Genomic DNA, 15787 nt, shown 5'->3' on the forward strand with positions numbered 1-15787 from the left:
CGGCCTCCTACGCCGCGACGAGATACGAGAAGACGGACTCGAGCGACTCGTCGGACGGCGAGACGGTGAGCAGGCGGATGCCGTGGTCCCTGGCCACCCTCGGCAGCAGGGCCGTGAAGCGGCCGAAGTCGACGGCCTGGATGCGCAGCGCGCCCTCCGCCAGGTCGACTTCGATGCCGGACGTCGACGGGTCGGCGATCAGCGCGGCCGCGAGGGCGCGGTCGTCGCTGGAGCGCACCAGGTAGCGGTGCGGGCGGTCGGTCATCAGGCGGCGGATCTTGCGGAAGTCACCGCTGGCCGCGTGCCGTCCGGCGACGACCACCTCGATGTGCCGGGCGAGTTGTTCGACCTCTTCGAGGATGTGGGACGAGAACAGCACGGTGCGGCCCTCGTCGCCCATGCGCCTGAGCAGGTCCATCAGTTGCATGCGCTGGCGTGGGTCCATGCCGTTGAAGGGCTCGTCCAGCAGGAGCAGCGAGGGCTCGTGGACGAGCGCGCTCGCCATCTTCACGCGCTGCCGCATGCCCTTGGAGTACGTCGAGATCTTGCGGTCCTGGGCGTACTCCATCTCGACCGTGGCGAGCGCCTTCTGGGCCGCTCTGGCGCCCAGGCCGTGCAGCTCGGCGTTGGCGACGACGAACTCGCGCCCGGTGAGGAAGTCGTACATCGCCTCGCGCTCGGGGACGATGCCGATGTGCTTGTAGATGTTCTCGTTGCGCCACACCTGCACGCCGTCGAGCGTGACGGTGCCGGTGGAGGGGGCCAGGAAGCCGCCCATCATGTTGATGAGGGTGGACTTTCCGGCGCCGTTGGGGCCGAGCAGGCCGGTGACGCCGGGGCCGATCGTCATGGTGATGTCGTTGACGGCGACCACGTTGCCGAACCAGCGCGAGACGTGGTCGATGTTGAGCGTGGTCACAGTCCGACCTTTCGGTAGCGGCGCATCATGAGGCCGTAGCAGGCGGCGATCAGGCCGAGGGTGACGAGGACGTAGACCACGCCCTCCCCGTTCGTCGGCCCGACCCCTCCGGGGAACGCCGAGCTCGCGCCCAGAAACGCGGACTGCACTCCGTCGATGAGCGTGATGGGCGAGAACAGGCCGATCCAGGCGATGGATCCGGTGCTGGTCTGCGCGTCGGCGATGGCCTGGAGCGTGGAGACCGCGCCGTAGGAGATGGTCAGGACGGCGATCACGGCGGCGATGCCGAAGCCGCGACGCGGGGTGACCGACGCGATGACCAGGCCGAGGCCGGCGAAGAGCAGTGAGAGCAGTGCCACCGAGACGAGTCCCTGTGCGAATCCCTTGGTCTGGTCGGTGAAGTCGAGCTTGGCCAGCAGGGCGCCCACGTAGAGCACCAGCAGCGGAGCGGCGGTCAGGATGAACAGCGCCGAGGCCAGGGCGGCGAACTTCGCGCGTACGTAGTCGGCGGTCTCGATGGGCCGCGAGAAGTACAGCGGTACGGTCTTGAAGCGCAGGTCGCGCGAGACGGACTGGGGCGCCTGCGAGGCGACGTACAGGCTGATGACGGCCTGCATGACGATCGCGTAGCGCGTGTAGTCGACGGGCAGGTCCTTCGCCTTGGTGGCGACCGCGACGGCGACCATGATGGCCGCGGGCACGCACATCACCACGAACAGCAGCATCGGCAGCACCTTGGACTTGACCGAGCGGCCGAGTCCGTAGGAGCCGCGCAGGGACTGCGAGTACAGGGAACGCGTGGCGTACGAGCGGCCCAGGCGCGGGCCGTCGTAGCTGCGGTAGCCGATGTTGTGGATGCGGGTCTGGTCACCCGACGGTGCCGCCGGTGTCCGCATGGGCTGTTCAACCGCCATGACCGACGGCCTCCTTCCGCTGCTCGTCCTCGTTGGTGAAGACCTCGGAGATGTGGTGCCGGCGCTGTTCCATGCGCACCAGGCCGAGGCCGAGGTCGGCGACCACGTCGCGGACCAGGTCGTACGTCTCCTCGCCCTGCGCGGTGAGCAGCAGTACGTGGCCGGCGCCTGGCAGGCCCGCGCCGCTGTCGAGGATGTCCATCCCGCGCGCGTGGAGCGCGTCGCGCACCGCGCGGGTGCCGTCCGGGTGCGCGTCGGTGTCGGTGACCTCGATCGCGAGGGTGGTCGTGATCTGGGTGAAGTCGGTGGTGGAGCTGGAGCGCAGGAGCTTTCCGCCGTCGACGACGACCACGTGGTCGCAGGTGCGCTCCAGCTCGCCCAGCAGGTGGGAGGTGACCAGGACGGAGATGCCGAAGTCGGTGTAGATGCGGCGGATGAGGCCGAGCATCTCGTCGCGGCCGACCGGGTCGAGGCCGTTGGTCGGCTCGTCCAGGAGGACCAGCTGCGGGTCGTGGACGAGGGCCTGCGCGAGTTTCACACGCTGCTTCATGCCGGTGGAGTAGCCGCCGATGGGACGGTAGCGCTCCTCGTACAGCCCGACGTGCCGCAGGGTGTCCGCGGTGCGCTCGCGCGCGGCGGTGGGCGGCAGGCCGGACATGCGCGCCATGTGGACGACGAACTCGGTGGCCGAGACGTCGGGCGGCAGGCAGTCGTGTTCCGGCATGTAGCCGACCCGCTCGCGGATGGCGGCGCCCTTGGTGGCGACATCGAGGCCGAGCACTTCGGCGCGGCCCTCGGTGGCGGGGGACAGACCCAGAAGGATCTTGATCAGTGTGGACTTGCCGGCTCCATTGGCTCCGACGAGTCCGGTCACACCGGGCCCGACGTCCACGGAGAGCCGGTCAAGAGCGGTCACCCGGGGGAACCGCTTGCTCAGGCTTTCGGTCGCGATCACAGTCACGTCTACGAAGGTAGTGACCTGTACCACGCCGGTCGTCACTCCGCAGGGTCGTCTTGGTATCAGACTCCAGGCGTACGGGTCCCTAAGGGTCCCCCTCAGGTCGAACAACGCGTCCCCGGTTGTCCACATCCACGCGGTTGTCCACAGGCCGTCGCGGGCCTATTGACGCAGCCTCTAACGACTGTCACATTCGCCAGTGTCACGTTACGAGCACGTACCGCGATCGACGGGGACGGGTGGGCGTTGGGAATGACGACGGCAGCAGGTGAACTCACCGCGGAACTGCGGGGGTTCAGGAAGGTGCAGCGCCTCGCCTACGAGTGTGCGGAGGCGGTCGCAGCGCAGCTGAAACCCGGCGTCACCGAGCGCGAGGCGGCCCGGATGCAGCGCACCTGGCTGCGCGAGCGGGGTGTGCGCGACTGGTTCCACCTGCCCTTCGCCTGGTTCGGCGACCGCACGGCGTTCGTGAACTTCCGGGTGCCGCTGCAGTTCTTCCCGACCGACCGCCCGCTGGAGCCGGGGATGCCGTTCATCCTGGACATGGCTCCCCTGTACGAGGGCTGCACCGCGGACATCGGGTACTCGGGCTCCCTGGGCGTCAACCCCGTGCAGAACCGGCTGATGGACGACCTGGAGGCGCACCGCGAGCTGATCCTGCGCGAAGTGCGCGAGCGGCGCCCGCTGCGGGAGATCTATGAGGACGTGGACCGCCTCATGGCCCGCCAGGGCTACGCCAACCGCCACCGCGCGTACCCCTTCGGCGTGATTGCGCACAAGGTGGACCGCGTGCCGGAGCGCCGCTGGTCACCGCACGTCTTCGGGTTCGGCACCCGGTCCCTGAAGGGCCTGGCGGCCGACGCGCTGCACGGCCACCGGGAGGGCTGGTCGCCGCTGTGGTCGCCGTACCGCTTCTCCGACCATCCGCCGCAGCCGGGCCTGTGGGCGGTCGAACCACACCTCGGCTTCCGGGGCACGGGCGCGAAGTTCGAGGAGATCCTGGTCGTCACCGACTCCGCGGACCCCGAGCAGAGCGCCTTCTGGCTGGACGACGATCTGCCGCACGTGCGGCGCTGGGCGGAGGACAAGTGACGTTGCCTGCGGGTGTGCGGGAGCGCCGGGTGCGGACCGGCGGGGTCGAGCTGTGCGTCGCCGAACTGGGGGATCCCTCGGGGCCGACGGTCGTCCTGGTGCACGGCTATCCGGACAGCAAGGAGGTGTGGTCGGAGGTCGCCTCCCGGCTGGCCGACCACTTCCATGTGGTGCTGTACGACGTCCGCGGCCACGGCCGCTCCACCGCACCGCGGCCGCTGCGCGGCGGGTTCACGCTGGAAAAGCTGACGGACGACTTCCTCGCCGTCGCGGACGCGGTCAGCCCGGACCGGCCGGTGCACCTGGTGGGGCACGACTGGGGCTCGGTGCAGGCCTGGGAGTTCACCACCGTCCGGCGCACCGAGGGCCGGATCGCCTCCTTCACGTCCATGTCAGGGCCGTCCCTCGACCACTTCGGTCACTGGATCAACAAGCGTGTCAGGCGTCCCACCCCGCGCCGGGTCGGCCAGCTGCTCGGCCAGGGCGCCAAGTCCTGGTACGTGTACCTGCTGCAGACGCCTGTGCTGCCCGAACTGGCCTGGCGCGGCCCTCTCGGCACGTACTGGCCGAGGATCCTGGAGCGCCTCGAGAAGGTCCCCGGCGGCGGCTACCCGACCTCCTCGCTGCCGACGGACGCGGCGCACGGAGTGTGGCTGTACCGGGACAACGTACGGACCCGGCTGCGCCGTCCTCGTACGGACGCGTACGCGCACGCGCCCGTGCAGCTCATCACGCCCCTGGGAGACGCGTTCCTCTCGGAGAACCTCTTCGACGACCTGGAGCACTGGGTTCCGCAGCTGGCCCGGCGCACGATCCCGGCCAGGCACTGGGTCCCCCGCTCCCGGCCCGACCAGTTGGCGGCCTGGATCTCGCAGTTCGTGACGTCCGTGGAGGGCGGCAGGCCTGATGCGGTGAAGGCGACCGGGAAGTACGCCGACCGGTTCGGCGGACAGCTCGTGCTGGTCACCGGTGCGGGCAGCGGCATCGGGCGGGCCACGGCGTTCGCGTTCGCCGAGGCCGGCGCACGCGTGGTGGCCGTCGACCGGGACGCCGAGGCCGCCGTGCGCACCGCCGAGCTGTCCCGGCTGCTCGGTGCGCCAGAGGCCTGGGCGGAGACGGTCGACGTCTCCGACGAGCAGGCCATGGAGAAACTCGCCGAGAAGGTCGCCGCCGAGTACGGCGTGGTGGACGTGCTGGTGAACAACGCCGGCATCGGCCTGTCCGGGTCATTCTTCGACACCGCCCCCAAGGACTGGAAGAAGGTCCTCGACATCAACCTGTGGGGCGTGATCCACGGCTGCCGGCTCTTCGGCAAACAGATGGCCGACCGCGCGCAGGGCGGCCATATCGTCAACACCGCGTCGGCGGCGGCGTACCAGCCCTCCAAGGCGCTGCCCGCCTACAGCACCTCCAAGGCGGCCGTGCTGATGCTCAGCGAGTGCCTGCGCGCGGAGCTGGCAGGCCAGGGCATCGGCGTCACAGCCGTATGCCCCGGCTTCGTCAACACCAACATCACCTCGACCGCTCGCTTCGCCGGGGTCGACGCCGCCGAGGAGAAGCGGCTCCAGAAGCGGACCGCCCGCCTGTACGGGCTGCGCAACTACCCGCCGGAGAAGGTCGCCGACGCGATCCTGCGGGCGGTGGCGCGGAACGAGGCGGTTGTCCCGGTGACGCCCGAGGCGCGCGGCGCCCACCTCATGTCCCGTTTCACGCCCAGGGTGCTGCGGGCGATCGCACGTCTGGAGCCTCCGCTGTGAGCGCACGGATCACCCCGCGCAGGGTCTCCTTCGACTGGTCGCACACGCCCCTGCACTGGATACCCGGCGAGCCGACCGCGACGCATGTGATCAATGTGCTGCACCTGTTGCTGCCGGCGGGGGAGCGGTGGTTCGTGCGGGTCTTCAAGGAAGGTCTGCCGCTGGTCAGGGACCCCGAACTGCTGGCCGAGGTCAAGGGGTTCATGGGCCAGGAGGCCACGCACAGCGTCCAGCACGCGCACGTGCTCGACCACCTCAAGGCGCACCGTCTCGACACCGCGGAGTTCACCCGGTACGTCGACTTCCTCTTCGAGCGGCTGCTGGGCGAGCGCCCGCCGCTCGGCGCGCCGATACCCGAGCGGGAGTGGCTGCGTTTCCGGCTGGCGGTCGTAGCGGCGATCGAGCAGTTCACGGCCGTCCTCGGCGACTGGGTGCTGGCCGCCGACGGCCTCGACCGGGCCCGCGCCGACGAGGTCATGCTCGATCTGCTGCGCTGGCACGGCGCCGAGGAGGTGGAACACCGCGCGGTCGCCTTCGACATGTACCAGCACTGCGGCGGCACCGGCACACCCCGGTACGCCCGTCGCATCGCGGGCATGGCGGTCACCGCACCGGTGATGCTGTACCTGTGGGTATGGGGCACGGCATATCTGATGCGCCACGACCCACAGCTCGCGGGCCGCCTGCGCTACTCCCTCGCCGAGCACGAAAAGGCCGTACGCAAGGGTCTGCTGCCCGCTTGGCGGGAGCTGGGCGCGGCGATACCCCGCTACTTCCGGCGGTCCTACCACCCGTCGCAGGAGGGGTCGTTGAGCCGGGCGGTGGAGTACCTGAGGAGGTCACCGGCGGCGAGGGCTGCCTCGTGACGGGCGGCGCCGGAGGTTCCGGTCCACGAACCGAGGATTACGGGCACCGGACCGAGGAGTACGGGCGGCGGGCCGAGGCTCCCGCCTACCGGATCGAGGACCTGGCGCACCTCAGCGGCGCCACGGTCCGCACCATCCGTGCCTACCAGGACCGCGGGCTGCTCCCCCTCCCCGAGCGCCGCGGCCGCGCCAACGTCTACGCCGACGCCCACCTCGTGCGCCTGCGCCAGATCGCCGACCTCCTGGACCGCGGCTACACCCTTGCCTCCATCAAGGAGCTCCTGGAGGCGTGGGACGCGGGCCGGGGCCTGGGCGGGGTGCTCGGCCTGGTCGCCGAGGTGGACGGTCCGTGGACCGCCGAGGAGTCGGTGCGGATCTCGCGCGCCGAGCTGGACGAGCGGTTCGGCGGTGTCCCCGACGACGCGGCGGTCGCCGAGGCCGTGCAGCTGGGCGTGCTGGAGCCGGTGCCGGGGGACGACAACTCCTTCCTCGTGCCGAGTCCCCAAGAGCTCGCGGTGGCCGCCGAGTTGCACGCGGCCGGGGTGCCGCTGTCCGCGATCTCCGCCCATCTGCGGGAGTTGAGAGGACGGGTCGAGAACATCGCTGTTCGTTTCCTGGAGTTCACGACCGAGCACGTCTTCGCCCGCTACCTGGACGGACCGCACCGCCCCACGGACGCCGACGCGGCAGAGGCGGCCTCCCTCGTACGACGGCTCCGGCCGCTCGCCCAGCAGACCGTGGACGCGGAACTCGCCCGGGCGATGCGCTCATTGGCGGTCCGGCATCTGAGGGAGCACCTCGCTACGGGCGACGTCCCGGCACCGGCCGAGCGGACGCGTGACGTGGCGATTCCCGTGGAGACAATGCGGGCCGTCGAGAGGCTGGTTGGGGTCGAGCAGGCGGCCGAGTTCATCGCTCTCGCCGCCGAACGGGAGGCCCGGGCCCGTTCCTTGGACCGGCTCGCCGCACGTCACGTGGCGTCAGACGATCTTGGCGAAACGCCCTGAATCCAAGGCTAGTTGTCCACAGAATCGCCAATTCCCCTGTGGATAACTGTACTTGGCTGTGGATCAAACATCCGGAGCAAAATCATTCGCGTGATTCAGGTCTCGCCCGGCACCCTGGCGGGGTGGATGAAAGACGCACCGTGAAGGTGTCCAAATATCTGTCGAAGCACCTGCGTCATCAGCCGGAGCGGATCGGGCTGATCCTCGACGACGCCGGCTGGGTGGAGATCGACACGCTGATCGCGGCAGCCGCCGCGCACGGCTTCCGGTTCACCCGCGAGGAACTCGACCACGTGGTCGCCGCCAACGACAAGCAGCGCTTCGCGATCGACGGCGCCCGGATCCGCGCCAGTCAGGGCCACAGCATCGACGTCGAGCTCGGACTGCCTCCGGCGACCCCGCCGGCGTACCTCTACCACGGCACCGTGGCCGGTTCGCTGGACGCGATCCGTGCCGAGGGGCTACGGCCCATGAACCGCCACGACGTGCACCTTTCCCCGGACCGAGAGACCGCGACACGTGTCGGCGCCCGCCGCGGCCGCCCTGTCGTGCTGTCGGTGGACGCGGGCGCCATGCACCGCGACGGCCACGTTTTTCACGTCAGCGCGAACGGGGTGTGGCTGACGAAGGCGGTCCCGCCGCGGTATCTGCGGTTCCCGGAAGCTCATTGACGATCGCGTGGTCGGTGGCGTGGACCACTTGCCCATCACTGACGCCGCGGGCGTTGGCGTCACTACCTCAGTCCGTCGCTGAGCGGCCGGGTGTGATGACTGGCGGTGACTGTTTCACGTGAAACACGATCGGCCGCATACGCTCGGACCCATGAGTCTGCGTCTGAGCACCGTGATCCTCCCGTACCTCCGCTGGCACGAAGGCGGCCGTTCGGCATGGACACGTGCCGAACAGCTCGGCTTCCACACCGGCTACACGTACGACCACCTGTCCTGGCGGAGCTTCCGGGACGGGCCCTGGTTCGGTGCCGTGCCGACGCTGACCGCCGCCGCGGCCGTCACCGGCGATCTCCGCCTGGGCACACTGGTGACCTCGCCGAACTTCCGGCACCCGGTGACCCTCGCCAAGGAGCTGATCTCCCTCGACGACATCTCCGGCGGGCGGATGACGCTCGGCATCGGTGCGGGCGGCACCGGCTTCGACGCGACCGTGCTCGCGCAGGAGCCGTGGACGCCGCGTGAGCGCGCCGACCGCTTCGCCGAGTTCGTGCAGCTGCTGGACCGGCTGCTGGTCGAGGACGGCCCCAGCGGGGTCTCGTACGAGGGCGACTTCTACTCGGCGCACGAGGCCCGCAACATCCCGGGCTGTGTACAGCGCCCCCGGCTGCCCTTCGCGGTGGCCGCGACCGGGCCGCGCGGGCTCCGGCTCGCCGCGCGCTACGGGCAGGCGTGGGTGACCACCGGCGACCCCAAGCTGTACGAGAACGGCACTCCTGAACAGTCGGTTCAAGCCCTTCGCGGGCAGGCCGAGAAGCTCGCGGACGCGTGTGCCGCGATCGGCCGTGACGTGAGCTCGCTCGACAAGATCCTGCTCACCGGTTTCACCCCGGACCGCGGCCGCCCCCTCCAGTCCCTGGACGCGTTCGTGGACTTCGCGGGCCGGCACCAGGAGCTGGGCTTCACCGAGATCGTGATCCACTGGCCCATCCCCGACTCCGACTTCGCGGCGGACGAGAAGGTCTTCGAGCAGATCGCCATGGAGGCGCCTGCCCAGCTACGCTGACCTGGGCAACCTGCCGTCTGTACCTCGTCTGTGCCTCGTCCGTGCTTCATCTGTGCTTCATCTGTGCGGGCTCCCGCACGGGCGTGCGGGCATCTGCGGGAGAATGGCCGGGTGACCTCAGCGACTCGACAGCCCGAGACCCCGGCCGCCGCCCTCCCGCCCCGGCTGATCGCCACCGACCTCGACGGCACCCTGCTGCGCGACGACAAGTCGGTGTCCCCGCGCACGGTCGCGGCGCTCGCCGCCGCGGAGGAGGCGGGCATCGAGGTCTTCTTCGTCACCGGCCGCCCGGCCCGCTGGATGGACGTGGTCAGCGAGCACGTCCACGGTCACGGCCTGGCGATCTGCGGCAACGGCGCCGCGGTGGTGGACCTGCACGGCGGCCCCGGCGCCCACCGGTTCGTGAAGGTGCGCGAGCTGGCACGGGAGAACGCGCTGGACGCCGTGCGGCTGCTGCGTGACGCGGCGCCGGGCACCGTGTACGCGGTCGAGCAGACGTACGGCTTCTACCAGGAGCCGGACTATCCGAAGCTGCACATGGAGACCCCCGACTCGCTCGCGCCGGCCGAAGATCTGCTGGCGCCGGACGCCCCCGGCGCCGACGAGCCGGTGCTCAAGATCCTCGCCTATCACCCCGACATCGACCCGGACGCCTTCCTCACCCTGGCCCGCCTCGCGATCGGCGACCGGGCCAATGTCACCCGCTCCAGCCCCAGCGCCCTGCTGGAGATCAGCGGCCCCGGCGTCTCCAAGGCCAGCACGCTCGCCCTGTGCTGCGCCGAGCGCGGCATCTCGAACGAACAGGTCGTCGCCTTCGGGGACATGCCGAACGACGTCGAGATGCTCACGTGGGCGGGACGGTCGTACGCGATGGGCAACGCACACCCGGACGTACTCGCGGCGGCTTCGGGGCGGACGGTCGCCAACAACGAGGACGGGGTGGCAGTCGTGATCGAGCGGTTGGTGGTGGAGCGGGCCGGCTGAGGGCCCGGTCGCCGTTCCACAGCTAACCTAGGCTCACTCCGCGCGCCGACAGCCACGACGCCGGGTCCACCGCCGAGCCCATCTCCGGAGTGACCCGCACCTCGAAGTGCAGGTGCGGGCCGGTGGAGTTGCCGGTCGTGCCGGACTGCCCGACCCACTGGCCGGGGCTCACCCTCTCGCCCTGGTCGACGGTGACGGCGGCAAGATGGGCGTACTGCGTGTAGTAGCCGCCCGCGTGCTGGACCACGACCTCGATGCCGAAGGGCCCTCCGCAGGACACCTTCACCACGCGCCCCTCGCCCACCGCCCGCACCGGCGTCCCGATCGGCACCGCGAAGTCCTGCCCGGTGTGCCGGTTCGCCCACCGCTCGCCGCCGCTGCCGAACCCCGCGGACAGCGCGTACGACTCCACGGGGGCGACCCAGGTTTTCGTGGCTCCCGTCTTCGGCTGGTCCAGCCGGACGGCACCGCGGCACGAACCGGCCGCGACGGAGGCATCGGCCTGACCCTGCAACTGCCACCGTGCCTGGTCGAGCTTCGCCTCGATGTCCTCCTTCAGAGCGGCGAGTTCGCTGGTGTGCCGGTCCAGCTCCTGCCAGGCCGCCTCGGCCTTCGCCTCGTCAGCGGCGAGCCGTTGCTCGGCCCGGCGGCTCTTGTCGATCGCGTTGTTGACGGCGAGATCCGCCTGCCAGACGGCCCGCTGACCACGCATCAGTTCGTCGGGGCTGTCCGCGAGGATCATCTGCGCGGTGATCGGAAGCCCGCCGCCACTGCGGTACTGGGCGCGTGCGATCCGGCCCAGGTCCTCGTTCAGGACGGCGATCCCCCGCCGCTCCCGGTCCAGCAGCGCCTCGAAGCGCACGGCCTGCGCCCGCTGCATCTCGGCCTCCTGTCTGCCGGCCTCGTACTGCTGCGTCGCCACGGCCGCGTCCTCGTACAGCCGGAGTACCTGTGCGTTGATCCCGGCGTCGGCGGCGCTGTGCGTGTCCTCACCGTCGTCGACGGCCTCGGATGTTCCCGTGGGCCGGGCTGCGAGCACGGCGAACGCGCACAGCAGCGCCGGAACGAGCAGCGGATGACGGCGAGGTGAGCGCATGTCAGCGATCCTGGCCCGCGCGGCGGCCCAAGGCCCTGTTCAAGTCGTACAGCTGGGGGACGGGTTGACGCAGATGGGCTAGTACGGCGTGACTGCGGAGGGGTCTCGGTTCCCGTGCGTGGACCGTCAGTGGGGCGCCTGCCACACCACCGGCGTACCGCCGCCGTCCGTTCCGATGCCGGGACCGTGTGAGCTGTCGCCGCCGAGAGCCTCCGCGCGCCGTTCGAGGTATCTCAGGCCACTGCGCCGGCCGTTCTGGGGATGCCGACGCCGTCGTCCGACGGTCAGCCGGACTCCGCGCCGCCCGTCCGGCAGGGTCACGGTCGCGTCGAGGATGCCGTCGATCCGGGAGGCGTCGGCGTACCGGAAGGCATTGGAGAGTGCCTCACGCAGGGCAGCGATCGGGTTCTTGCAGGTGAGGTCGCCGACCGATCTCGCGCAGGCGGGACGTCGAGTTCGTCGACGGCCTTGCCGACACCGCTGTGCACCTCGGGCACGTCCGCCCTCGCGCTGTGCGCTCTCCAGCATCATTCCGGTGGGCGAACGGACCTGGCGAACAGCCCCTGGATGACGAGGCGTTGCAGGTGGCGGGCGATGCGGTCGCGGTCCTCGTACACCGCGAGCCGTTCCCGGTCGCGCGGGGCCTCGGCCGTCATCAGCGCCAGCCCGGCCTGCGAGGCGAACTGGACCGCGAGGGCTCGCTCCGCCTCCGGCGAGTCCCTCCCCGTCCTCGGCGAGGACACCGATCGCCGCGTACCGGGCGCCGGTCAGGGCCGCAGCGGTGTCACAGATCCGGTCCAGCGCGGAGCTCCAGGCCGCTGCCCACGGACCGCATCGCCTCGAGCAGCTGCGGCAGCCGCGCGGCCAGTTCGGCCGGCAGGCCATGGGCGGACGACGAAGGGCTGGGGGCTCCGCCTCCCTACGACGCCCCGATCAGCAGATCCGCCTGCTCCTCCCGCTCCACCATGCCCCGCAACGGCCCCTCTGCCGCGGCCAGCTCCGCATACGAACCTCGCTGCACCACACGACCCGCGTCCAGGACGACCACCTCGTCCACCGCCTCCAGGCCTGCCAGCCGGTGAGTGATCAGCAACGTCGTACGGCCCTCGGTGGCGGCCAGCAGATCGGCGGTGAGCGCGTCCGCCGTCGGCAGGTCGAGATGCTCGGCGGGCTCGTCGAGCACGAGGACGGGAAAGTCGGCCAGCAGCGCTCGGGCCAGCGCGAGCCGCTGCCGCTGCCCGCCGGACAGCCTCGCCCCGTGCTCGCCGACCAGCGTGTCGAGTCCGTCGGGCAGGCCGTCGGCCCAGTCGAGCAGCCGGGCCCGCTTCAGCGCGTCACGCAGGTCGTCCTCGGTGGCGTCCTTCCTGGCAAGCAGCACGTTCTCGCGCACCGAGCTGTCGAAGAGGTGCGCGTCCTGCGCGCACAGCCCGACGAGCCGCCGCACGTCGTCACCGTCCAGCGCGTACGCGTCCACGCCGCCCAGCGTGTACGAGCCCGCGTCGGCGTCCAGAAAGCGCAGCAGCACCTGCGCGAGCGTCGACTTGCCGGACCCGGACGGCCCGACCACGGCGATCCGGCGGCCCTCCTCCAGAGTCAGATCGAACCCGGCGAGCGCGTCCCGGTCCTGCCCGGCGTGACGGGCGGCGAGGCCCTTGACCGCGACCGGGAACGGCGACGCGGGCGCCTGCCGGGACCGCTCCGGTTCCCGTACGGGCTCGGGTGCGTCCAGCACCTCGTACACACGCTCCGCGCTCCTGCGCACCCGCTGCCGGTACTGCACGGCAAGGGGCATGCCGAGTACGGCCTCGAAGGCGGCCAGCGGGGTGAGGACGACGACGGCCATCGCCACGCCGCCCAGCCTGCCGTCGACGACCGCCTGGGCGCCCACGAGGGCGGTGGCAGCGACGGTCAGGCCGGAGAAGAGCGCGGTGAGTCCGTCGCCGAGCGCGGTGGCGGTGGCGGCGCGCGAGGCGATCCGGGTGAGCGTCCCGTCGGCCCGCCGCGCCTCGGCGGTACGTCCGGGCAGCGCTCCGGCGACGGTCAGCTCGGCGGTCCCGGTGAGCAGATCGGTCACCCGCGTGGCCAGCACGCCTCGGGCCGGGGCCAGCCTGCGCTCGGCCCGCCGGGCCACGGCACCGGTGATCAGCGGGACTCCCGCTCCGGCCGCCAGCAGTCCTACGGCGAGCACCGCGCCGGCCTCGGGCAGCAGCCAGGCCGTGAAGCCGACGGACGCGGCGGACACGACGACGGCGGCACCGGCGGGCAGCAGCCAGCGCAGCCAGTAGTCCTGCAACGCGTCCACATCGGCGACGAGCCGCGACAGCAGGTCACCCCGGCGGGTCTGCCGGAGCCCGGCGGGCGCCAGTCGTTCCAGTCGCCGGTACACGGCGACCCGGGTGTCGGCCAGCATCCGCAGCACGGCGTCGTGCGAGACGAGCCGCTCCGCGTACCGGAAGACGGCCCGCCCGATTCCGAAGGCCCGCGTCGCCGTCACGGCCACCATCAGATAGAGCACGGGCGGCTGCTGCGAAGCACGCGAGATGAGCCACCCGGAGGTGGCCATGAGCCCGACGGCGCTGCCGAGCGCGAGGCTCCCGAGCAGCAGGGCGAGCGCGAGACGCCCGCGCCGGGCCCCGGACATGGCACGGACGCGGGCCAGCACACCGCGGGTGTCCGCCGCCGGCGCCATCGTCTCGAGTGCGTCGGGAGCGAGAGCCGGTTCGACCTCGACCGTGCGGACCTCGGCCGCCCTGGGCCCCGCCTCCGTGCGGGCCGAGCTCACCGGTTCAGCCAGCCGGACCACCCGGTCCGCCACCGACAGCAGCGCCGGCCGGTGCACCACCAGCAGGACCGTGCGGCCCACCGCCAGCCGCCGTACCGCCTCCACGACCTCGGCTTCGGTGGCCCCGTCCAGCGCTGCCGTCGGTTCGTCGAGCAGCAACACGGGGCGGTCGGCGAGGAACGCCCGAGCCAGTGCGAGCCGCTGCCGCTGACCGGCGGACAGCCCGACCCCGTCCTCACCGAGCTCGGTGTCGGCGCCCTGGGGCAGCGCGTCCACGAACTCCAGCGCACCCGCGTCCCCCAACGCCCGGCGTACAGCGGCGTCTTCGGCGTCGGGCCGGGCGAGGCGTACGTTCTCGGCGATCGTCCCGGCGAACAGGTGCGGCCGCTGCGGCACCCACGCGATCCGCGCCCGCCACTGCTCCAGGTCAGCCTCGGCGAGATCGGCTCCCCCGGCCAGAATCCGCCCCTCGTCCGGCCGCACGAAGCCCAGCAATACGTTCAGCAGCGTCGACTTGCCTGCACCGCTCGGCCCGACGAGCGCGACCGTCTCCCCGGGCTCGACGGCGAAGGACACGTCCGCCACGGCGTCGCCGGACCTCCCGGGATAGCGGACTGTGACTCCCTCGAAGGACAGGCCCCCCGCCGGCACGGCAGCGGAGCCGGACTCCGGCACCTGCGTCTCCAGCACCGAGAAGATCTCCTCGGCGGCAGCGAGCCCCTCCGCCGCCGCGTGGTACTGCGCTCCCACCTGGCGCAGCGGCAGATACGCCTCCGGTGCCAGCACGAGGATGACCAGACCGATGTACAGGTCCATGTCGCCGTGCACGAGCCGCATACCGATCGTCACAGCGACGAGTGCCACCGACAGCGTGGCGAGCAGTTCCAGCGCGAAGGAGGAGATGAAGGCGATCCGCAGCGTCCGCATGGTCGCCTGCCGGTACTCGCCGGTGATGCGCCGGATCGAATCGGCCTGCGCCTTGGCCCGCCCGAACACCTTCAGGGTCGGCAATCCGGCGACCACATCGAGAAAATGCCCGGAGAGCCGGGACAGAAGCTGCCACTGACGGTCCATCCGGGACTGTGTGGCCCAGCCGATCAGCACCATGAAGAGGGGGATGAGCGGCAGGGTGCCGACGATGATGGCCGCGGAGACCCAGTCTTCGGTGACGATCCGCGCCAACACGGCCACCGGCACGACGACTGCCAGCCCCAACTGCGGGAGATAGCGCGAGAAGTAGTCGTCGAGGGCGTCGACTCCCCTCGTGGCGAGGGCGACCAGCGATCCGGTCCGCTGCCCGCTCAGCCACCCGGGACCCAGCGCGACGGCACGCTCCAGCAGCCTCCCACGCAGCTCCGACTTCACCGCAGCGCTCGCTCGGTGCGCGGCCAGTTCGGTGAGCCAGGACACGAGCGCACGGCCCAGAGCGACGGCTGTCAACAGCAGCAGGGGAGCCCTGAGTTCACCGACCGCCATGCCGTGCTGGAAGGCACCCACCACCACCTCGGCGATGAGCATGGCCTGCGCGATGACGAGCCCCGCACCGACGACACCCAGACCGACGATCGCCGCCAGGAAGAGCCGGGTGGCGCGGGCGTAACGGAGGAGACGCGGATCGATCGGTTTCACGTGAAACATGCCCTTCGGTCCAGGAGGTGTGGATCACCGTGTTTCACGT

The 15787-nt window shown here is 71.1% G+C and carries 12 protein-coding genes and 1 pseudogene; 7 read left to right on the top strand and 6 right to left on the bottom strand.

Annotated features, from left to right (window positions below):
- Positions 1-7: 7 nt before the first annotated feature.
- The 3 genes from QFZ76_RS25930 to QFZ76_RS25940 are packed head-to-tail and all read right to left on the bottom strand — an operon-like array spanning position 8 to position 2788.
- Positions 8-919, bottom strand: a complete 912-nt coding sequence (locus tag QFZ76_RS25930; protein WP_266436761.1) for an ABC transporter ATP-binding protein — start codon at positions 917-919, stop codon at positions 8-10.
- Positions 916-1833 carry an ABC transporter permease gene (locus QFZ76_RS25935; protein ID WP_307675988.1) on the bottom strand — a complete coding sequence of 306 codons (918 nt, stop codon included), beginning with the start codon at positions 1831-1833 and terminating at the stop codon, positions 916-918. The genes QFZ76_RS25930 and QFZ76_RS25935 overlap by 4 nt, the downstream gene beginning before the upstream one ends.
- Positions 1823-2788 (bottom strand): ABC transporter ATP-binding protein, encoded by a 966-nt coding sequence (locus tag QFZ76_RS25940; protein ID WP_307680126.1) that lies wholly within the window; start codon positions 2786-2788, stop codon positions 1823-1825. The genes QFZ76_RS25935 and QFZ76_RS25940 overlap by 11 nt, the downstream gene beginning before the upstream one ends.
- A gap of 255 nt (positions 2789-3043) precedes the next feature.
- On the opposite strand from QFZ76_RS25940, the gene QFZ76_RS25945 reads away from it, so the two are divergent.
- The 7 genes from QFZ76_RS25945 to QFZ76_RS25975 all read left to right on the top strand — a co-directional run bounded on the left by QFZ76_RS25945 (position 3044) and on the right by QFZ76_RS25975 (position 10231).
- The gene (locus tag QFZ76_RS25945) at positions 3044-3883 is read left to right on the top strand and encodes a M24 family metallopeptidase (RefSeq protein ID WP_307675989.1); all 840 of its coding nucleotides are present in this window, start codon (positions 3044-3046) and stop codon (positions 3881-3883) included.
- Complete coding sequence (locus QFZ76_RS25950; protein WP_307675990.1) at positions 3880-5640, top strand: SDR family oxidoreductase; 1761 nt, start codon at positions 3880-3882, stop codon at positions 5638-5640. Before QFZ76_RS25945 ends, QFZ76_RS25950 begins: the two co-directional genes overlap by 4 nt.
- Complete coding sequence (locus QFZ76_RS25955; RefSeq protein ID WP_307675991.1) at positions 5637-6506, top strand: metal-dependent hydrolase; 870 nt, start codon at positions 5637-5639, stop codon at positions 6504-6506. The genes QFZ76_RS25950 and QFZ76_RS25955 overlap by 4 nt, the downstream gene beginning before the upstream one ends.
- A 92-nt stretch (positions 6507-6598) precedes the next feature.
- Entirely contained in the window at positions 6599-7513 is a 915-nt protein-coding gene (locus QFZ76_RS25960; RefSeq protein ID WP_307680127.1) for a MerR family transcriptional regulator, read from the top strand.
- Between the two features lie 122 nt (positions 7514-7635).
- Positions 7636-8184, top strand: coding sequence for an RNA 2'-phosphotransferase (locus QFZ76_RS25965; RefSeq protein WP_307675992.1), 549 nt, complete (start codon positions 7636-7638; stop codon positions 8182-8184).
- A 151-nt stretch (positions 8185-8335) separates the two neighbouring features.
- A complete protein-coding gene (locus QFZ76_RS25970; protein WP_307675993.1) occupies positions 8336-9247 on the top strand; it encodes an LLM class flavin-dependent oxidoreductase in 912 nt (303 codons plus the stop codon).
- 111 nt (positions 9248-9358) lie between these two features.
- On the top strand, positions 9359-10231 hold the full coding sequence (locus QFZ76_RS25975) for a Cof-type HAD-IIB family hydrolase (RefSeq protein WP_307675994.1): 873 nt from the start codon (positions 9359-9361) through the stop codon (positions 10229-10231).
- A 22-nt stretch (positions 10232-10253) separates the two neighbouring features.
- On the opposite strand, the gene QFZ76_RS25980 is transcribed toward QFZ76_RS25975, so the two are convergent.
- The 3 genes and pseudogenes from QFZ76_RS25980 to cydD form a co-directional block, all read right to left on the bottom strand.
- Positions 10254-11327: a M23 family metallopeptidase gene (locus QFZ76_RS25980; protein WP_307675995.1), complete on the bottom strand. Its 1074-nt coding sequence runs from the start codon at positions 11325-11327 to the stop codon at positions 10254-10256.
- A gap of 126 nt (positions 11328-11453) precedes the next feature.
- Positions 11454-12058 (bottom strand): annotated as a pseudogene (locus tag QFZ76_RS25985) (hypothetical protein); the annotation flags it as partial.
- Between the two features lie 188 nt (positions 12059-12246).
- Positions 12247-15738 (bottom strand): thiol reductant ABC exporter subunit CydD, encoded by a 3492-nt coding sequence (gene cydD, locus QFZ76_RS25990; RefSeq protein WP_373464351.1) that lies wholly within the window; start codon positions 15736-15738, stop codon positions 12247-12249.
- Positions 15739-15787 lie beyond the last annotated feature (49 nt).

It is taken from the genome of Streptomyces sp. V4I2 (genome assembly GCF_030817655.1).
Classification (GTDB): Bacteria; Actinomycetota; Actinomycetes; order Streptomycetales; family Streptomycetaceae; genus Streptomyces; species Streptomyces plumbiresistens.